The sequence below is a fragment of the Sphingobacterium spiritivorum ATCC 33861 genome (assembly GCF_000143765.1).
In the GTDB taxonomy this organism is placed as follows: domain Bacteria; phylum Bacteroidota; class Bacteroidia; order Sphingobacteriales; family Sphingobacteriaceae; genus Sphingobacterium; species Sphingobacterium spiritivorum.
The window spans coordinates 2271852-2290607 of record NZ_GL379770.1 but is presented as its reverse complement, the minus strand read 5'-3'; the positions used below and the strand labels follow the sequence as shown (position 1 = coordinate 2290607).

General features: G+C 39.2%; 18 protein-coding genes. 11 read left to right on the top strand and 7 right to left on the bottom strand.

All coding sequences use genetic code 11. The annotated features are described in order from the left end of the window. Positions 1-2 precede the first annotated feature (2 nt). Positions 3-1325: a serine hydrolase domain-containing protein gene (locus HMPREF0766_RS09945; protein WP_002996360.1), complete on the top strand. Its 1323-nt coding sequence runs from the start codon at positions 3-5 to the stop codon at positions 1323-1325. A gap of 63 nt (positions 1326-1388) precedes the next feature. On the opposite strand, the gene HMPREF0766_RS09940 is transcribed toward HMPREF0766_RS09945, so the two are convergent. Next, positions 1389-2207 (bottom strand): hypothetical protein, encoded by an 819-nt coding sequence (locus HMPREF0766_RS09940; RefSeq protein ID WP_002996357.1) that lies wholly within the window; start codon positions 2205-2207, stop codon positions 1389-1391. A 30-nt stretch (positions 2208-2237) separates the two neighbouring features. Continuing rightward, positions 2238-2756 carry a hypothetical protein gene (locus HMPREF0766_RS09935; RefSeq protein WP_002996354.1) on the bottom strand — a complete coding sequence of 173 codons (519 nt, stop codon included), beginning with the start codon at positions 2754-2756 and terminating at the stop codon, positions 2238-2240. Positions 2757-3071: 315 nt separating this feature from the next. Here HMPREF0766_RS09935 and HMPREF0766_RS09930 point away from each other — a divergent pair, with 315 nt between their 5' ends. Next, positions 3072-3665, top strand: coding sequence for a GrpB family protein (locus tag HMPREF0766_RS09930; RefSeq protein WP_002996350.1), 594 nt, complete (start codon positions 3072-3074; stop codon positions 3663-3665). A 129-nt stretch (positions 3666-3794) separates the two neighbouring features. Here the strand turns inward: HMPREF0766_RS09930 and HMPREF0766_RS09925 are convergent, their stop codons facing one another. Continuing rightward, positions 3795-4043 carry a hypothetical protein gene (locus HMPREF0766_RS09925; RefSeq protein ID WP_002996348.1) on the bottom strand — a complete coding sequence of 83 codons (249 nt, stop codon included), beginning with the start codon at positions 4041-4043 and terminating at the stop codon, positions 3795-3797. 258 nt (positions 4044-4301) lie between these two features. On the opposite strand from HMPREF0766_RS09925, the gene HMPREF0766_RS09920 reads away from it, so the two are divergent. The 4 genes from HMPREF0766_RS09920 to HMPREF0766_RS09905 all read left to right on the top strand — a co-directional run bounded on the left by HMPREF0766_RS09920 (position 4302) and on the right by HMPREF0766_RS09905 (position 9205). Then, entirely contained in the window at positions 4302-5111 is an 810-nt protein-coding gene (locus tag HMPREF0766_RS09920; protein ID WP_002996346.1) for a hypothetical protein, read from the top strand. Then, positions 5112-5876 carry a methyltransferase domain-containing protein gene (locus HMPREF0766_RS09915; protein WP_002996343.1) on the top strand — a complete coding sequence of 255 codons (765 nt, stop codon included), beginning with the start codon at positions 5112-5114 and terminating at the stop codon, positions 5874-5876. 10 nt (positions 5877-5886) lie between these two features. Beyond that, positions 5887-8037: a sensor histidine kinase gene (locus HMPREF0766_RS09910; protein ID WP_002996340.1), complete on the top strand. Its 2151-nt coding sequence runs from the start codon at positions 5887-5889 to the stop codon at positions 8035-8037. Positions 8038-8119: 82 nt separating this feature from the next. Beyond that, positions 8120-9205, top strand: a complete 1086-nt coding sequence (locus HMPREF0766_RS09905; protein ID WP_002996337.1) for a hybrid sensor histidine kinase/response regulator — start codon at positions 8120-8122, stop codon at positions 9203-9205. Positions 9206-9223: 18 nt separating this feature from the next. Here HMPREF0766_RS09905 and HMPREF0766_RS09900 read toward each other — a convergent pair whose 3' ends face one another. The 4 genes from HMPREF0766_RS09900 to HMPREF0766_RS09885 form a co-directional block, all read right to left on the bottom strand. After that, positions 9224-9688 (bottom strand): response regulator, encoded by a 465-nt coding sequence (locus HMPREF0766_RS09900; protein ID WP_172462534.1) that lies wholly within the window; start codon positions 9686-9688, stop codon positions 9224-9226. A 144-nt stretch (positions 9689-9832) separates the two neighbouring features. Then, the gene (locus HMPREF0766_RS09895; protein ID WP_115388695.1) at positions 9833-10222 is read right to left on the bottom strand and encodes a hypothetical protein; all 390 of its coding nucleotides are present in this window, start codon (positions 10220-10222) and stop codon (positions 9833-9835) included. A gap of 68 nt (positions 10223-10290) precedes the next feature. Further along, on the bottom strand, positions 10291-10761 hold the full coding sequence (locus tag HMPREF0766_RS09890) for a hypothetical protein (protein WP_236590470.1): 471 nt from the start codon (positions 10759-10761) through the stop codon (positions 10291-10293). Positions 10762-10896: 135 nt separating this feature from the next. Further along, positions 10897-12528 carry an ABC-F family ATP-binding cassette domain-containing protein gene (locus tag HMPREF0766_RS09885; protein WP_002996327.1) on the bottom strand — a complete coding sequence of 544 codons (1632 nt, stop codon included), beginning with the start codon at positions 12526-12528 and terminating at the stop codon, positions 10897-10899. A gap of 776 nt (positions 12529-13304) precedes the next feature. Between HMPREF0766_RS09885 and HMPREF0766_RS09880 the strand changes: the two genes are divergently transcribed. The 5 genes from HMPREF0766_RS09880 to HMPREF0766_RS09860 are packed head-to-tail and all read left to right on the top strand — an operon-like array spanning position 13305 to position 18744. Continuing rightward, positions 13305-14432: an alpha/beta hydrolase-fold protein gene (locus HMPREF0766_RS09880; RefSeq protein ID WP_002996324.1), complete on the top strand. Its 1128-nt coding sequence runs from the start codon at positions 13305-13307 to the stop codon at positions 14430-14432. Next, complete coding sequence (locus HMPREF0766_RS09875) at positions 14425-15810, top strand: leucyl aminopeptidase family protein (RefSeq protein ID WP_002996321.1); 1386 nt, start codon at positions 14425-14427, stop codon at positions 15808-15810. The genes HMPREF0766_RS09880 and HMPREF0766_RS09875 overlap by 8 nt, the downstream gene beginning before the upstream one ends. A 5-nt stretch (positions 15811-15815) precedes the next feature. Then, positions 15816-17021 (top strand): ATP-grasp domain-containing protein, encoded by a 1206-nt coding sequence (locus HMPREF0766_RS09870; RefSeq protein WP_002996318.1) that lies wholly within the window; start codon positions 15816-15818, stop codon positions 17019-17021. Positions 17022-17037: 16 nt separating this feature from the next. Then, entirely contained in the window at positions 17038-17751 is a 714-nt protein-coding gene (locus HMPREF0766_RS09865; protein ID WP_002996315.1) for an alpha/beta fold hydrolase, read from the top strand. Between the two features lie 39 nt (positions 17752-17790). After that, complete coding sequence (locus HMPREF0766_RS09860) at positions 17791-18744, top strand: ATP-grasp domain-containing protein (protein ID WP_002996312.1); 954 nt, start codon at positions 17791-17793, stop codon at positions 18742-18744. Positions 18745-18756 lie beyond the last annotated feature (12 nt).

The following is an 18756-nucleotide window of genomic DNA, read 5'->3' as shown; positions in this document are numbered from 1 at the left end:
TTATGCTTAAAAAATCAGTAACCTATTTAGCTGTCTTTTTTGTTGCATCACTTGCATCTGCACAAAAGATAGACACAGAAAAACTTGACTTGTATATCCAAACACTGGAAGATAATAACAAGTTTATGGGGAGTATCGCTATTTCTCAAAATGGAGAAAGGGTATATGCCAAATCTGTCGGATATATTGATCTGGAGAATAAGATCAAAGCCAATGAAAATTCAAAGTACAGAATTGGCTCTATCTCCAAGACTTTTACAACGGTATTAGTGCTGAAAGCGGCAGAGGATAAAAAACTATCTCTTGATCAGACTATTAAACAGTATTTTCCGGCGATAAAAAATGCGGATAAGATCACGGTAGGTCATCTGCTAAATCACAGAAGCGGGATCCATAATTTTACTGATGATGCGGATTATCTGAACTGGAATACTAAAGTGATGTCTGAAAAAGATATGGTGGATGTCATTACAAAGGCCGGAAGTGATTTTGAACCGGATAGTAAAGGAGAATATAGTAATTCCAATTTTGTGCTACTGACCTACATTCTTGAGAAAACTTTAAAAAAATCCTATGCAGATCTGTTGACAGCAAATATCACCAAACCTCTGGGCTTGCAGAATACCTATCTTGGCGGTAAGATTAATGTTAAAAACAATGAGGCGAAATCTTATGATTTTGCGGGGGACTGGAAGCCTGAATCCGAAACAGACATTTCTATCCCATTAGGGGCCGGAGGTATCGTATCTACACCTTCGGATCTGACAAAGTTTGCGGAGGCACTCTTTAACGGGAAGCTGCTTACTAAAGCGAGCGTTGAATTGATGAAGACTATCAAAGATAATTATGGTATGGGCTTATTTCAGGTGCCTTTTTACGATAAAAAAGGGTACGGGCATAACGGAGGTATAGATGGCTTTTCGTCAACATTTTCGTATTTTGAAGATGGAAATGTAGCTTTTGCACTTACTTCAAACGGGACTGACTTTAACAATAATAATATTGCAATTGCAGCACTGCGTGCTTTTTACAATAAGCCTTTTGATATTCCGGATTTTAGGACTTATGAAAACAGTTCGGAAGATCTGGATATTTATCTGGGAAGCTATGCTTCGACGCAGATTCCTATTAAAATAACAGTTACAAAAGATAATAAAACACTTGTGGCACAAGCCAGCGGACAACCATCATTTTCACTGGAAGCAACAGAAAAGCACAAGTTTAAGTTTGATCAGGCAGGAATTGTGATGGAATTTAATCCCGATAACAAATCTTTTGTGCTGAAGCAACGGGGAGGAGAGTTTCTCTTTACTAAAGAACAATAACTGACACAGCAAACGTATTGATGGGGTATAACAAAGCCGGAAAACTACAGTTTTCGGGCTTTGTTAGTTTTCAAAAGGATAGTTCTTATAACGCTTGTAAGCGCCAGACCTGGTGTTGATTTTGATCACATCCATATGTCCTCTCCGGTTTTCAAGTTCCTCTGCAAACACATAGTAACTCTCGTTTGGGGTAACTTCTATACCATAGGAATACATAGAGTATAAGGTTTTATTTTCTCTGTTATCCTGAAAAATGATTTCAGCATCTCTTGTTTTTACAGGCATACTTCTTGCAAAGGCCTCGTACTCATCAGTAGAAGGGTCCAGATAGGCTATATGTTTGGCTTTTTCTACATTTACCCATCCATCCATACGGTCTATAATACCGCTGGAATGACGGCCATTGATTATGCAATCCTCACTGAAGCGGCAGTCGTGGGATCCCAGATATCCAAACATCCCATATTGCAGATAGGCATAATGATGATAATCAGAGATGTAATAAATAAGCTTATTAGCGGTTGTCAGGACTATGGTGTCTGTTTTCAAAAATTGCTTATAAGGGATACTGACTTTCCAGATGATATCATCATTCTGTTTTGTGAAATCTGTCCTGATCATTTTTTCTTCGATAAACTTTCCGTCCCTTAATATTTGAAATTTCAGGGTTTCCAGATCACTTGCTTCAAATTTTATAAAACCCAAAGTCGGTTGTTCCGTTATCATCTTTACCGTATCACAGATAAGTGATATTTCTACACCGTCACGTTCGGCATCTTTGTGTCTGTTTTCCAAAGCCCACCATATCCAGGCCATGATCAGCAGTCCAATACAAAGAAGAACAGCAAATACAATTAAGCAATCTTTCAGATATTTATTCATAGGCTTTTATTTTATCTTTAGATAGCTGATTTATATTCTCGTATATGTTCTGGACTCAAATGTTACTTTAAAATATTTAACAGGAGGTAGCAGATCTATTCTGAAGTTGATATGCCGGACCAGCTCAGCAAGAATCTCCTTATTGGGCGTATCATTATTCAAGGGGCGAAAAGTGTAAATTACTTTATTATCTGATCCGGATACGGTCAGTGTATTAGGAAGGGGATGATTAAGTTTTAAGGCGTGAATCTGGGAATAGCTTATTTCCTTTTGTTTCCCGTTTTTGAGTTGAATGGTCATCCTGTGCTCATCAAAGGAGACTGTCGTAGATGTTCTCATTCTGGCCAGAATAAGAAACAGAGGTAGAAATACAGGAGTAGCAAAGATCAGTGCTAATCCGAGTGCAGGGCCTGAATACTGATTTATCCATTCAATTACACGCTCATTACTGGATAGTATCCAAAAGTAAAGGATTATGTAAATTGCAAAAGGCAATAATAATACTTTTACCTGCTTAAGATTTCGTTGATTAAATTCTATTGTTTTCATGGTGCAGACGCTTAATTGACTTAAATATAAGCTATTTAACAGGATGATGTAACTGTTACCTTAAATTTGTCCGGTTTCGTTTAATATTCGCCTTAAATGAAGAGATATTAATTGCCTGCATTGTCTGACAATTCTAGAAGGATTTCTATTACTGTTCAAGTGCAGATGTATTGTTTCAGCCTCTGTTTATAAGGGTTTAAATACAATTTTCGTTATTTCAGAAAATTATGCTCTGCTTCAGACCAATCTTTCGCTTAGATTTGGATAATAAAGAATCTGGCTGCTTTATCACCCCTTAAAGACACTGATATACATATGAAAGTAACGTTCGAAAAGTATAACCCGTTATGGACTGCATCTTTTGCTTCACTGGAAACGGAACTAAAAACCTATCTTAGTGATTTTGATGTGCGGATTGAGCATATTGGTAGTACCTCGGTCAAAAATCTGTCTGCAAAACCCATTATTGATATTATGATCGGGGTAAAAGACCCCGAAGACCTGGATAAGATTCCTGATCTTCTGATGGCTGAGGATTACATTTATTACGAAAATTATAATGCGGATATGCCGTACAGAAGATTTTTTGTACGACTTCATCAGTCTCCCGGAAGTCTGGGGCTACCTGTACATATTACTTCTATAGCGGATGTTACTGAGGAATTGCACAACCATACATGGCGCATGGCTCATATTCATGTAATACCTTTGGCATCGGAACACTGGATCAGACATATCGCATTCCGGGATTATTTGCGCAATCATTCAGTTGTCAGAGAAGAGTATCAGCAACTCAAAGAAAAATTGAGTAAGCAGGAGTGGATAGATGGTAATGATTACAATGCTGCTAAAGACTCTTTCCTGAAAAGAGAAGAACAGAAAGCCATACAATGGTATAATGATCTTTAGATCGACAATAGCTGCAGGGAGAGATTTAAAATCAGTTCGCCTGATCTGTTACAAAGCGAACTGATTTTAGTTGGATTATCTGATGTAAAGCTTTATTTTATTTATCTTTTATAGTTAACTTTCAGTTTTCTATGAAAGACCTCTTGATTTCAATTCAAGTTTTATTTCTTTGACCGTTTTAAAATTAAGAATTAATGTGGGAGACAGAGCAATAGGTATAACGATCAGTGCGCTGAAACCCTTTGTAAGTGAAATGTAAGTCGCTAGAATCAAAAGCAGAAGCAGCATTCCTGCAAGAACGCCCGTTGCTGTACTTGTGATTCTCTTTTTTTTAAGCAATTCTTCATCGCTCATTTCTTTTAGATTTTCCGTTTTCATGGGTTAATATAGGGTATAGTATTAGTTCACTCTCAAATATACATAAGTTTATGATTTTCTGCAGGACAGAAGCATATTTCCTTCTGTTTTGGGAGGACTTTCCGGATTAAACTGTTAAAGTTTTCAACTGTTAATGAGGAGCAATAAAAGCACATTCACTGAAAAGCAATATCCCTTCATATTATTTTCTGGAACAGCCACAGCTTTAGTTTTTATTGATTAGTTTTGTGTTTCAATTGAATATTTTATAAAATTTCCGTGGCATTAGTATTTAACGATGGACGTCCGGTAGTGAGATTGAGAGCATTTCGTGCTATTGATGATCCACAGACCTGTGAACGTTTTATAGAAGGGCATGCTCATGTCCTGACCGCTATAGGTGTAAAGAAGGTTACATCCTCTAAGAATGACTGGATGTATAATCCTGCTGCTTTTGTTTTGATTGTAGAATCATTAGACGGCGAGAGGGTGTATGGTGGTGTACGCATTCATGTGGCAGGGGGTAGTGAGCCGCTTCCGATAGAACAGGCAACCGGAGCAATGGATGCAAGTGTGTACGATCTGGTCTATCAATATGCAAAGCAGGGAACAGGAGAAGGGTGTGGATTGTGGAATTCACGTGAAATCGCAGGATACGGAATTGGTAGTATCTTCCTGACAAGGGCAGGAGCAGCGATCAGTACGCAGGTCGGGATCAAGTCCTTATTTGCGCTTTGTGCTCCGTATACGGTCAAGCTGGCCGAAAGTGTAGGCTATCGCATAGATACGACCGTGGGTAACAACGGTACCTTTTATTATCCGAAGCTGGACCTTCTGGCGACAGTGATGATTATGCGAAACCTGGATACACTGACAGAAGCGGATCAGGAGAATAAAGATGCTATATTATCGCTTCGCGGTAATTCGAATATTGTTCGCGTGGAAAGTCTGCGAAATAAGGAGATTGAAATCCACTATCAGATCGATATTCCGAATCTGGATCAGTGGGATCTGCAACAGGTCATTAATAACCTGAAGTATGCGCCGAATGACTTTAAACTGGATGATCGAAATTTAAATATATTATAAATGGATAATAAACACTATGGTGCCGGTTATTTGGTGGATACCGGCGATTTTCTTAAACAGTTAAAAATTCATTCATATACGCCTTTTGCAAATCTTCAGCAAGGTGTAATTTTAGATTTGGGATGCGGTACCGGGATGGATGCTATCAACATAGCGGATATGGTAGGAGAGCGCGGACAAGTTATCGGTATTGACCATGACCAGGCTATGATCGGGCACGCCAGAACTACTGTAGGTGAAAGAAAAAACATAGATTTCGTACAGGCTGGAGTAGATAAGCTTGACTTTGAAGATAATAGTGTTTCGGGAATACGTATGGAACGTGTGGTTCAGCATTTGCCTGAACCGGATGCCACATTCAGGGAAGTGTATCGTGTTTTGAAAACGGATCATCCCTTCGTTGTGGTAGAAACCATATGGGACAGCCTTAATTTTTATACACAACATATTGCGACAGAACAGAAAATCCGTAATTATCTGACGGGACAAAAAGTAAATAACGGATGGGCGGGAAATAAACTGACGGCAGATCTGAATGCAAACGGATTCCGGAATATTCAGTTGGATACCTTCTGTATGGTCGTCCGTACTAAAGAAGAAGCCAACCGCTACGTTTTTCTGGATCTGATACTTGCAGAAATGGTAGACAAATCCGTCTTGACAAAAGAAGAGTCTGAAGATTTTATAAATAGCTTATTATCTGCGGATAATAACGGTTATTTCACTGTTTCCATGAATCTGGTTATAGCTAAGGCTGTAAAATAAAGCAATTGTGATGAGGCTCTGGGTTATCCTTTTATCTTTCTTTGTATTCGCCGGCAATTTTCAATCTTATGCTGAGGTGATCATTAATGATGCTACCCACAGGCTTACCGTTGGAAAGAGCCTCGAACGTTATATGGGTAAGGAAGGGGTTTCCTTTGCTGAAATCCGGGCTTCTAAAGATTTTAAAGCATTGGACAGCGAGGTGCCTAATCTGGGTATTTCTCCGTCTGATATCTGGCTGCGGCTGCCGGTTACTAATCTGGGCCATGCAACAGATCTTCTGCTTGAAATAGCTTATCCTTTACTGGATGAAGTCGAACTATTCATGCCTTCTGCTTCAGGTGAATACCATTCCATAAAGCTGGGAGAGCATCTTATATTTTCCAAACGACAATACAAGATACCGAATTATGTGTTTGATATCCATCTTCCGGAAAATAGCTCGCAGGTATTTTATCTGCGGATTAATAGTACAGAGCAGATTATCTTACCTGTACATATCAGTAATGAGCTGGGTTTTGTGTCGCAGGTAAACAGGGATAATCTGGTAAGCGGTATTTATATTGGTATCGTCTTTATTATGGCCATATATAACCTCTTTCTTTTCTTTTCCGTACGGGAAAGAGGTTATCTTTATTACGTACTGTATGTGCTTTTTGCCGGAATCACGCAGATGGGTATTAAGGGGTACAGCTTTCAGTATCTGTGGCCAGACTGGCCGTCTTTTGCAACAAAGGGACCTATTATTTTCGGTTGTCTGTCCGGCCTGAGTGCTCTACTCTTTGCCTATACTTTTCTCCAGTTAAAGAAGAATGCACCACATGCAAGACGCTTTTTCTGTGTATTTATTGTCTTGTTTACGATAAGCTTGTTTATGGTGATCTTTGGCTGGGAGCAGCGGGCATTTCTCTGTATGCAACTGGTCACGGGTGTAGCTTCTTTATACGTGCTATATATTTCATACCGTGTCATGATAAATGGATTCCGTCCGGCAAGATATTTTGTATTTGGATGGACGATTCTTCTTTTGGGATCCGTAGTTTTCCTTCTAAAAGACTATGGATTACTTGAGTATGATGATTTTACGAGCAATGCTGTACAGTTGGCTTCCGTAATAGAAATGGCTCTTCTTTCCTTCGGTCTGGCTTACAGTATTAATATCCTGAAAGAGGAAAAGGAAGTATCTCAGGCACGGGAACTCGCTATTTCGCTGGAGAACGAGCGCCTGATCAGGGAACAGAATATCGTTTTGGAACAGAAAGTGGAAGAGCGTACACTGGAATTGACGCAATCCAACGAATCTCTTCAGACAACATTGACTCATTTGAAGGAGACGCAGTCGCAACTTGTAGAAGCGGAGAAGATGGCTTCTTTGGGACAGCTTACAGCTGGTGTGGCTCATGAAATCAATAATCCGATCAACTTCGTGACTTCTAATGTGGCACCGCTGAAACGCGACATTAAGATGATCTGGGAAATGGTGGATGAAGTCGAACGTCTGGCACTGGCAGATGATCTGAGCAATAGTGAAAAACGGGCACAGATCAAAGCTTATAAACAGGAGCTGGATGTAGATTATCTAAAGACAGAAGTTGATTTTCTGTTAAAAGGTATGCACGATGGAGCTCACAGAACGGCTGAGATCGTAAAAAGTCTGCGGATATTCTCACGTGTAGACGAAGATACACTCAAATTTGCCGATATCAACGAGGGACTGGAGTCTACTATGGTGATCCTGAATAGTTTGATAAGAGAGGGTGTCGAAGTCGAAAACAGCTATGCTGATCTGCCGAAAATAGAATGTCATGCCGGTAAACTCAATCAGGTATTCTTAAATATTCTGACGAATGCTCTTTATGCCATCAACAAGAAGTTTGATAACAAGGCAGGAGGGAAGTTAAAGATTGAGACCGGTATATATGAAGATAAATCCTTTATTTATATAAAAATAGCCGACAATGGCATAGGTATTCCTAAGGAAATCCGGGAGAAAATCTTTGAACCTTTCTTTACGACTAAAGATGTGGGCGAAGGAACCGGATTGGGAATGTCAATAGCCTACAATACAATTGCTAAGCATCATGGTAAGATCCTGGTCGAATCCGAAGTCGGAGAGGGAACGATTTTTACTTTGATCCTTCCGATCCAACAAAATATTTGATTAAAAAGTATACCTAAATGTCCGATAAATTATCATTAACTTCGCTCATAGGGTTGTTGAGGAAATACCATAATAGATAATTATGCAAAGAGAACTCATAATATTATATATTGATGATGAAGTGAACAATCTGATTGGCTTTAAAGCCAATTTCAGATATAACTATACTGTTCTCACCGCATCAAATACGACAGAAGCACGGGAGATACTTCTTGCCAATCCTGATATACGCATTATCTTTTGTGATCAGCGTATGCCGGAAGAACTGGGCGTGGACTTCTTTCACCGTATAAAGAAAGATTTTCCGAAGCCTATTCGTATTTTACTGACTGCCTACGCGGATATGGAAACAGTGATAGACGCAGTCAATAAGGGTCATATTTTCAGGTTTGTTCGTAAACCCTGGGTAGAAGAAGATATCATCTCTGCAGTAGAGGAGGCTGATAAGTTTTATATCGCCAATTCGATGTTAGAGATTAAGAATGAAGAACTTCAAAAGGCTTATGACGAACTGGATAAGTTTGCATACAGCGTGAGCCATGACCTTCGTGATCCGCTTACAGGGGTATTGTCTGCAGTGAGACTGGCTTCGGAGTTTGACAACATTGACCGTATTCATGAACTACTGGGGTTGATGGACGATTCACTGATCAGTCTGGATGCCTATATTGATAGCTTACGTGACTATTATCTGTTGAGAAGGGGAGAGCTGTTCTTATCGGATATAGATTTTAGAGAACTGTTCGGAAATATAGCCCAATTCTATAAAATGTATACACAGAATAAAGATGTTGCATTCAAAATTGCTGTAAATCAGGATTATATATTTAAAAGTGACAAAGCTATTCTTGAACTGATTCTGCACAATTTGTTATCCAATGCGTTCAAATACCAGCGTAAAGAACTGGAGAATAAAATTGTAAATTTATCTGTTGATGTGACAGAGACAGAAGCTACGATTACAGTTATTGACAATGGGATAGGAATTTCTTCCGAACATATAAGCGATATATTCAAATTATTCTTCCGGGGCAGTGATCAGGCAAAAGGAATGGGATTTGGTCTCTATAACGTACAGAATGCCTTATTAAAATTGAAGGGAACTATTGATGTGAAGTCAGATCTTGGTTTCGGAACGACATTTAAGGTCGTCATTCCGAGCAAGTAATCTGCATGCAGATGATCCTTATGAAAGGAGTTTCTGACGTAGTAGAAATTCCAGTTGTTCGTTAGATGTTTCCAACTGTGAATTGGTCTCTATTATTTTTTCTCTTTCATTATAGGCTTCATAAGCACGTATTATCGTTTGGTCCAGTTCCTCTTCGCTCCACGGCTTATTCAGATAATGAAATATTTTACCTTTATTAACGGCATCTATGACTGCAGCCATGTCTGTATAACCAGTGAGCAGAATACGCATAGGATGTGGATCCAGTTTAATAATCTCTTCTAAGAACTCTACTCCGGTCATTTCGGGCATACGCTGGTCCGTAATAATAACATTGACAGGATTCTTTTTGACAATTTCTATAGCATCCGCACCACTTATCGCCGTGTGGACTTCATATTTGAGACGAAAAGTCGCCTTAAAGGAAAGCAAATTATTCTCCTCATCATCTACGTATAATACCGTAATCTTCTTATTTTCCATCATTTTTTTGCTTTTGAGACTGATAAATCAATCAATCAGCCAAATTAAAAAAAAGTATTCCAATAATCAAAGAGAAGCAGATGAATATGAAAGAATCATTACAAACGGATCTGTTATCTTTATAGCTGCTCGGTTATCGGCAGATTATTTACAGTTTGGCGTAGCTGTTAAGACATCCAGAGACATATCCATTGCTTTTTTAGCCCATTTTTTCATGCCTTGCAGATCAGATTCTTTGAGAGCTTTGTTACCAAACGTTACAGCGTTTAACGCATAGTTTTTAGCATTAGCACAGTTGCAGGAAGGTATAAGCGCATATGCTGATGCTTCTGTTGCTTTTGCTACTCCGTCTTTTAGCAACGGTTTGGCATTTTCGATTGAAGTAGACTGATAGGCTTTTTTGAACGTCATAAAAGCCAGTTCTGCATATGTGGATGCCATTTCACAACCCGTAAATTCTGGTTTCTTTACTGCGCTTGCAGATGTAAAAAATAAGGCACTGATAAGCGTAAGAGGGATCAGGATGCGTTTCATAATTAATTCAGGTAAGATGTTGTTGTAAATATACAGAAAAGAACAGATAATTTTCATTGTCTACTTTGTCAGTCCTTATTAGCTTTCAAACTCATCTTAATCAACACTATGATTCTTTCGGCTTCTTCTTTCTCTATTCCGATACCAATACGTTGAATCTTATCGTATTCAAATGCTATCACTCCATAAGCAGCCAGTGAAGTCAGAACTGTCCTGGATACAAAGAAATCCATAAACGAATAAGGATGATTCTCGTATCTCAGATCTTTTATTTTTTGCAGATCAAAGCTTCGGGATTGCGTAAAGAAACCTGCTTTCTTCACTATTATGAGATGATTTTCATCAATACTGATTGTTTCTTCACCCATCAGATACCATAATAATGCTCTGAAAACAAAGATGCAGTATAGCGACAGGAAAACTAAAAGAATTCCGGCTCTGTAATCGTGAAAAGCTGCTATGCTAAGTCCGGTTATCAGGGAAATAAGAAAACACAATATCAGTACAAATGTGACTATAGCCGATTTGTGTTTATTCATTTTTGTTTTTATCAGAAGCATATTATTCGTGGTGAATGTAAGGATGATTGCATGATCTGAAGATTGCTATATCAAATAAAATGCCCGAAGTCTATACTTCAGGCATTTTGTATTATTAAGGTATATCTTCTTCGGTTAGCGTTCGATATCTTTCAGGCTATTCATCTTCTTGTATTCGAGGAATCCTTTGATGTCTTCAAAATGTTCCCGGACCCGTTTATTACCAAATTCAAAAACTTTTTTTGCCAGTCCATCCAGAAAGTCCCGGTCATGGGATACCAGTATCAATGTACCGTCGAAATCCTGTAAGGCATCCTTGATGATATCCTTTGTTTTCATATCCAGATGGTTGGTCGGCTCATCGAGTATCAATACATTTACCGGTTCCAGTAATAATTTGATCATTGCAAGACGGGTTTTCTCACCACCGGAGAGGACTTTTACTTTTTTGGTGGTATCGTCACCACTAAACATAAATGCGCCCAGCAAATCCTTTATTTTAACGCGTACATCGCCTATCGCAATCTGGTCTATTGTTTCAAAAACGGTCAGCTCTTCATCCAGCAAAGCTGCCTGATTCTGTGCAAAATAACCTATTTTGGCATTGTGACCGACTTTAAGCGTACCTTCAAAATCTATTTCACCCATAATAGCTTTTATCATGGTTGACTTACCCTCACCGTTTTTACCTACAAATGCTACTTTTTCACCTCTCTCGATTACCATGGAAGCTTTCTCAAATACGGTATGATCTCCATATGCTTTAGTCAGCTCTTCTACGATGACCGGATACTGACCTGATCGTGGTGATGGCGGAAATTTCAGACGCAAAGCAGAAGTATCCACCTCATCAATTTCAATGATCTCTAATTTTTCCAGCATTTTGACCCGGGACTGTACCTGCAAGGTCTTAGAGTATGTACCTCTGAAGCGGTCAATAAATTCCTGATTATCGGCAATGAAGCGTTGTTGTTCTTCGTATGCTTTCAACTGATGCATGCGACGATCCTTACGCAATTCCAGATAATGGCTGTATTTGGCTTTGTAATCATATATTTTGCCCATAGTGACTTCTATGGTGCGGTTGGTAATATTATCGACAAATGCACGGTCATGGGAGATCACGATAACAGCTTTAGCTGAATTTATCAGAAAGTCTTCCAACCATTGGATACTTTCAATATCCATGTGATTGGTCGGCTCATCCAGGAGAATCAGATCCGGTTTTTTGAGCAGAATTTTAGCCAGTTCGATACGCATGCGCCATCCCCCGGAGAATTCTGACGTCTGACGTGTGAAATCCGTACGTTCAAATCCAAGCCCTTTCAGTACTTTTTCGACTTCAGCATCGTAGTTAGTCTCTTCGATGGAGTAAAATTTTTCGCTTAATTCCGAAACCCGTTCGATCAGTTTCATATAATCGTCCGTTTCATAATCCGTACGGATATTCAGCTGTTCGTTCAGCGCTTCCAGTTCATCCCGCATTTTATAGACTTCTTCAAAGGCTTTGGACGTCTCTTCAAATACGGTCATATTATCCTGCGTCAACAGATGTTGCGGAAGGTATGCGATGACGGCATCTTTGGGACCGCTCACATTACCTGTAGTCGGCTTGCCTGCACCAGCTATAATTTTTAATAAGGTAGATTTACCTGCACCGTTTTTTCCCATCAGTGCGATTTTATCATTTTCATTGATAGAAAAAGATACATCGCTGAAAAGTGTTGTTCCTCCAAAAGATACGGAGATATTATTTACATTGATCACTATATGCTTGAATTAAAATCAGTCGCAAAGATAAGAGAATAAGATGAGTTTGCAGCGTAAAAGCCAGTAGTTTCAGATACAATATAGAGAATTGATAGACAAAAATTTTAAAACGTATTCTTCGTTTCAACATCCATTAAATGGAAAGAATCCGCAGGGAAGTCCTGAAGGTTGGAGATGTCCTATGGTTTCGAACGAGGCGATGAAAATTATTGATGCCAGACTGAGGCGTACAAAGAAACCGGTTCTGATGTGGATCTATAACTGATAAGCTGATTATTTCATTTATAATAATCTTTCCTGAATATATGAAATTAATTCTTTAAGTCACACGCTGACTTTACTGAATCTGTATTGCATTCAAATTCATTTAACCAATATCCTGGCGTGTATCATGTAGAGTTGTCACGACAAATATTGAAATATTATTACATTACGTTTGAAACACTATCATTTATTGTATATATTTATAATGATGATTAATATTTGTTCAGGGGATTTATACTTCTAAATACCATAATTATATAATTATCAATATTTTAAATTAACTAATAACGGGTTATATACCTTACATAATTCACACACTAACTATAATTATTATTTAGTTATTTTATTTAATTCGCTAATTAACAATTATTTATTGTTTTTCTGCAGTTGCTTTAGCCGCAGATCAACTGTAAACTTTTGTAAGAGATAAAATATGTCAGGTTATTGATCGACATGTACACGCATAACTATTGTAAAATAATAACTCCATTTAGTAAAATAGAATTTCAATGAAGTTTTTTCTGAAAACAGAATATAATGATGAAAGAACCATATTCATCACAGGTAATTTCAATAACTGGAATCCTAGAGACAAGCGCTTTAGTCTTCAACAGGCTGATGAAGGATATTGTATAGAAATTAATGATGAAATCTTACCTTCTGAAATAGAATATAAATTTACCAAAGGCGGATGGGGAAATGTAGAAATTGATAGCGAAGCACAATTCACTCCCAACAGAAAAGTTAAAAAGAAAGCAAAAGAGGTGGAAGATATTGTGGAAGGCTGGCGTCTCAACTGGGCTCCGTTCAAAGAAGAGTATTTTCCCAAAATAGAACTGATCTCCGAAAACTTCTATATCCCGCAACTGAATAAGACCCGTAAGGTATGGGCGCTTCTTCCTTATGACTATGAGACGACGGAGAAGAGTTATCCGGTGCTCTATCTGCAGGATGCTCAGAATCTGTTTAATGAAGATAGCCCGTTCGGAAACTGGGAGATCGACAAAAAGCTTTCGCTGCTTGCCGAATACGGCATTGGAGATATTATCATCATTGCTGTAGAACACGGGAGCGAATATCGTATCCAGGAATATGTGTTTGAAGATGATAATGAGTACGCTGTTAAGGCAGAAGGTAAAAAATATATCCGGTTTATAACAGATACATTAAAGCCTTATGTTGATCAGCATTTCCGCACTTTACCAGACAGAGAGCATACCGGAATAGGAGGTAGCTCATTAGGAGCACTCATCAGTATCTATGGTGGGTTTCTGTATCCGGAAGTCTATTCAAAACTAATGCTGTTTTCTCCCTCATTGTGGCTGAATCCCAATAATAATTTTCCAATGCTGAGCTTCCATCAACCTTATTATACCAAAGCGTATATCTATGGCGGTGAACCGGAAGGATCGGATATGGTAAAGCGTATTAATCTTTTTAAAGACGCTATGAGTCGTTGGGAAGAGAGCAAATCAATAGAATTTGAGGTGAGAACCAGTATACACCCAGAGGGAAAACATGAAGAGTTTTACTGGTCTCAGGAATTTCCGCGGGCATTGGAATGGTTGTTTTTTGATAAACTGGAAAATCCGGTAGAGAGAAAGAAAAGATATACTAAAGAAAAGGAAAATGTCTAAGCTGATTCAACATATCTATATCTACTCCGAAGTATCATGGACGGCGCACAAGCCCGTCTATCCTGATGCTATGGATAAGTTTTTTTCAGGTAAGCAACATGAAAGTTTCGTCATAACCTCTGAAAAGGAGATCACCTGGTTTTTGGGAATCGGAAACTCTTCCTGCACTGAAAGTGTACTGGTGGATATTGGTCAGAAATTCGCTTATGACAACAGAGAAAAACTATTACCAACCTCCACATACCTGCATCACGATCTACTGGACAGTCCGGGTTTTGAAAGTTTATGGATGGGATTCTATCTGGGAACTTATGAATATCCTTTTAAGGCGACTCATCCATTGTGGGATGATAGATTCAAGTGGGAAGGACTGCAGGATCATAAAGCTGGATTGACTAAGATTAAATCCATTTGCGAAGGTCAGTTTATGTGCATGGACTGGTTGAACAAGCCGGCGAATTTTAAGCGGACAACACTTTTAAATGCTTTTCTAAAGGAAAAATCCAGGGAATATGAGTTGCAGTATACTTCTTTTAACAGAAAGGAATGTGAAATTCATGGACTTGGTGCTTTTCTGGCAGTCAATCAGGGAAGCAGTCAGGAAGCATCTTTTACCATTATGGAATACCGGTGCGGGACAAAGGGAGCTCCTGTAATAGGGTTGGTCGGCAAATGTGTCTTATTTGATACCGGAGGCATCTCTATCAAACCTTCCGCCAATCTTCATTATATGAAAAGTGATATGGGGGGAGCTACAGCTATACTGGGGGCGTTGATTGCGGTATCAAAGATGAAATTTCCGGTAGATATTGTAGCCATATTGCCGATTACAGATAATGCCGTATCCAATAATTCTTACCTGCCAAGTGATGTTGTCACCGCCTATAACGGAAACACCATAGAGATACTGGATACAGATGCTGAAGGGCGTCTGACGCTGGCAGACGGATTGAGCTATCTGTCAAAAAATTATAAAACTGATTATCTGATAGATCTGGTAACACTTACAGGCAGTGCGGTGAGAATGTTTGGCAGTACATGCGGGGCATTGTTTTCAAATAATGAGGCATTAGAGCAACAATTGCTAAAGTCGGGACAAAAAACCGGTCAACGCCTCTGGAATTTGCCGTTATGGGAGGATTGGGAGGATGAGATTAAATCAGATGTAGCTGATTTTAAAAATATATCGCTCAAACCTGTTGGCGACTGTATTGTCGCTGCCACTTTCCTAAAACATTTTATTAATGAGCATCCTAAATGGGCACATCTGGATATTGCTGCTATGTGCTTCGGAAATGTAAGGTATGCTAAAGAAAAGGCTGCCACAGGATATGGTGTACGTCTTTTAATAGATTTTATAGAAAACTTGCAAACCTGATAGTTATGAGAACATTTGTATGCCTTTCCAGTTATTATAAAGGCTATGACTTTATGGATGAATGTAAAAAGCTGGGCAATAAGGTCATCCTGATTACATCTGAAAGTCTGAAAGACAAAAACTGGCCGTGGCATGCTATTGATGAAGTCTACTACATGCCCGAGACCGAGCCATCGGTCTGGAATTCTGATCATATGATCCAGGGATTCGCTTATCTTATGAGAATCCATATTATCGATACCGTCATTGCTTTAGACGATTTCGATGTAGAGAAAGCGGCCTTAATCCGGGAAACTTTCCGGATACAGGGTATGGGGCAGACGACATACCGATATTTCCGGGATAAGCTGGCGATGCGCCAGATGGCTAAAGACAACGGAATTCATATTCCATCCTTTGTCCCGGTTTTTAATGATGCTGTCATCGCAAAATTCATAGAAGAAAACCCTGCTCCCTGGGTGCTGAAGCCTCGCTCAGAAGCCTCTGCCAGCGGAATAAGAAAAATACATAGTACTGATGCACTTTGGCAGGCTCTTGATGAGCTTGGTGCAGAACGTATTCATTTTTTGCTGGAAGTCTTTAAGCCGGGAGATGTATTTCATGTAGATTGTCTCGTCTATGACAAAGAAATCAAATTTATTTCCTGTTCCCGGTACCTGTCTCCGCCTATGGCGGTATCTCATGAGGGAGGAATCTTCAGAACCAAAACACTGGGGGAAGATTCAGAAGACTTCAAACAACTGGAAGAAATAAATCATCAGGTTTTATCAAAATTTGGTATCGTACATGGGGCGACACATTCGGAGTTTATAAAAAGTAACGAAGACGGGAAATTTTATTTTCTCGAAACCTCTTGCCGCGTTGGCGGAGCACATATAGCAGATATGGTAGAGGCCGCAACCCATGTTAACCTCTGGCGGGAATGGGTGAAAATAGAAACGATGGTATTGAATAAATCTACCTATCATCTTAACTATAAAAGGAAGTATTTCGCCGGACTTATAATTGCTTTGGCGAAGGATAAATATCCTGATATTATAGATTTTCGGGTAGCTGAACTCGTTAAATCGCTGGACCTGGAACACCATATCAGCCTGTTGTATCAATCTGATTCTGCCGAAAAAATCAGCGAGGCGCTGGATAGTGCTGCCGAAAAAATATATACCCATCATCTGAGCATTCTGCCACCGCAGGCTAAGCCGGTTTCTTAATTTAAAAAAAGAAGATATGCCAAAAGTAGAATATACAGAGTATTATTCCCATATGCTGGGAAGAACGATTAATATACAGGTAACCGGGCATTACGGACTGCCTGTTATTATGTTTCCTACCTCACAGGGGAGTTTTACACAGAATTCTGATTTTCATCTAAATGCATCCGTGGATTATTTTACTGACAATGGTAAAATAAAACTCTTTAATCTGGAAACACTGGATCAGGAAAATTTATACAATACCCGTATTCCTCCACATGAGCGGATAGCACGTTATGAAAATTATATGTTGTTTCTTTTCCTGGAGTATATTCCGTTTATTCAGAAAACCCATAATGTACATCGTGTAGCTGTTGCCGGATGCAGCTTCGGAGCTTTTCATGCTACAAATTTTGCATTTCGTTTTCCGGATGTCGTGTCACACCTGATTGCCATGTCCGGTGCATTTTCTATCCGCAATTTTATGGATGGGTACAGCAGTGAGACCGTTTATTTTAATTGTCCCGAAGAATTTATGCAAAACGACGCTTCCTGGAAATTTGGTCATATGCACATTGTGCTTAGTACATCAGATCAGGATGTATGTCTGAATAAGAATCAGAGAATGTCAGAAATCTTACGGTCCAAAGGAATCGATCACTGGTACGATGAGGCCAAATGGATTGATCATGACTGGCCATTGTGGAGGATGGCCTTCCCCAGATTTATAGGTGCCTATTTTTCATAAAATACAGATCGAATATAATTAACCTAAAAAAATAATATTATGGTAAAGAGAGTTGGAATCCTATTCGGAATGGAAGACACATTCCCATGGGCGTTTATTGATAAAGTCAATGAATTGGGTAAAGGTAAAATAATCGCTGAACCTGTAAAAATTGAGATACTGGAGCAGGGAGCAGATTATGGGTATGCTGTTATTATCGACCGTATATCTCAGGATGTGCCTTTTTACAGAGCATACCTCAAAAATGCAGCGGTTAACGGCACTTATATTATCAATAACCCGTTCTGGTGGAGTGCTGATGAAAAATTCTTCAACAATGCGCTCATGAGTAAGCTGGGTATCCCTTTACCTAAGACGGTCTTGCTGCCTTCGCATGAGAGACCTGTAAATACTTCGGAAACATCGTTCAGAAACCTTAGTTTTCCCCATGACTGGGAATATATCTTTGAGTATGTAGGTTTCCCGGCCTATATGAAACCGCATGACGGTGGCGGCTGGAGAAATGTGTACCGTGTCGAAAATCCTGATGATTTATGGAACAAACTGGGAGAAACTGATCAGCTGGTCATGATGGTCCAGGAGGAAATCGTCTTTGAAGACTACTACCGTGTCTATTGTTTAGGGAAAAAATATGTTCATATTATGCCATATGAACCCCGGAATCCCCACCACTTGAGATATGCTGCCAAATCTCAGTACTCGGGAAAACAGCTCAAGGATCTGCTAAAGACCATCCATGACTACACCATTACGATGAATCAGGCTTTGGGTTATGATTTCAATACGGTGGAATTTGCCGTACGGGACGGTATACCATATGCTATTGATTTTTGTAATCCTGCGCCTGATGCAGACAAAAACTCTGTGGGAGAGGAAAATTTTGCATGGATAGTAGAACATGCCGCTAAGCTGGCAATAGAGAAGGCTAAAGAATATACTCCCGGAAAACCGAATATATCATGGGGGACATTTGTGAAGGATTCAATCAGATAGAAATACAAAAAC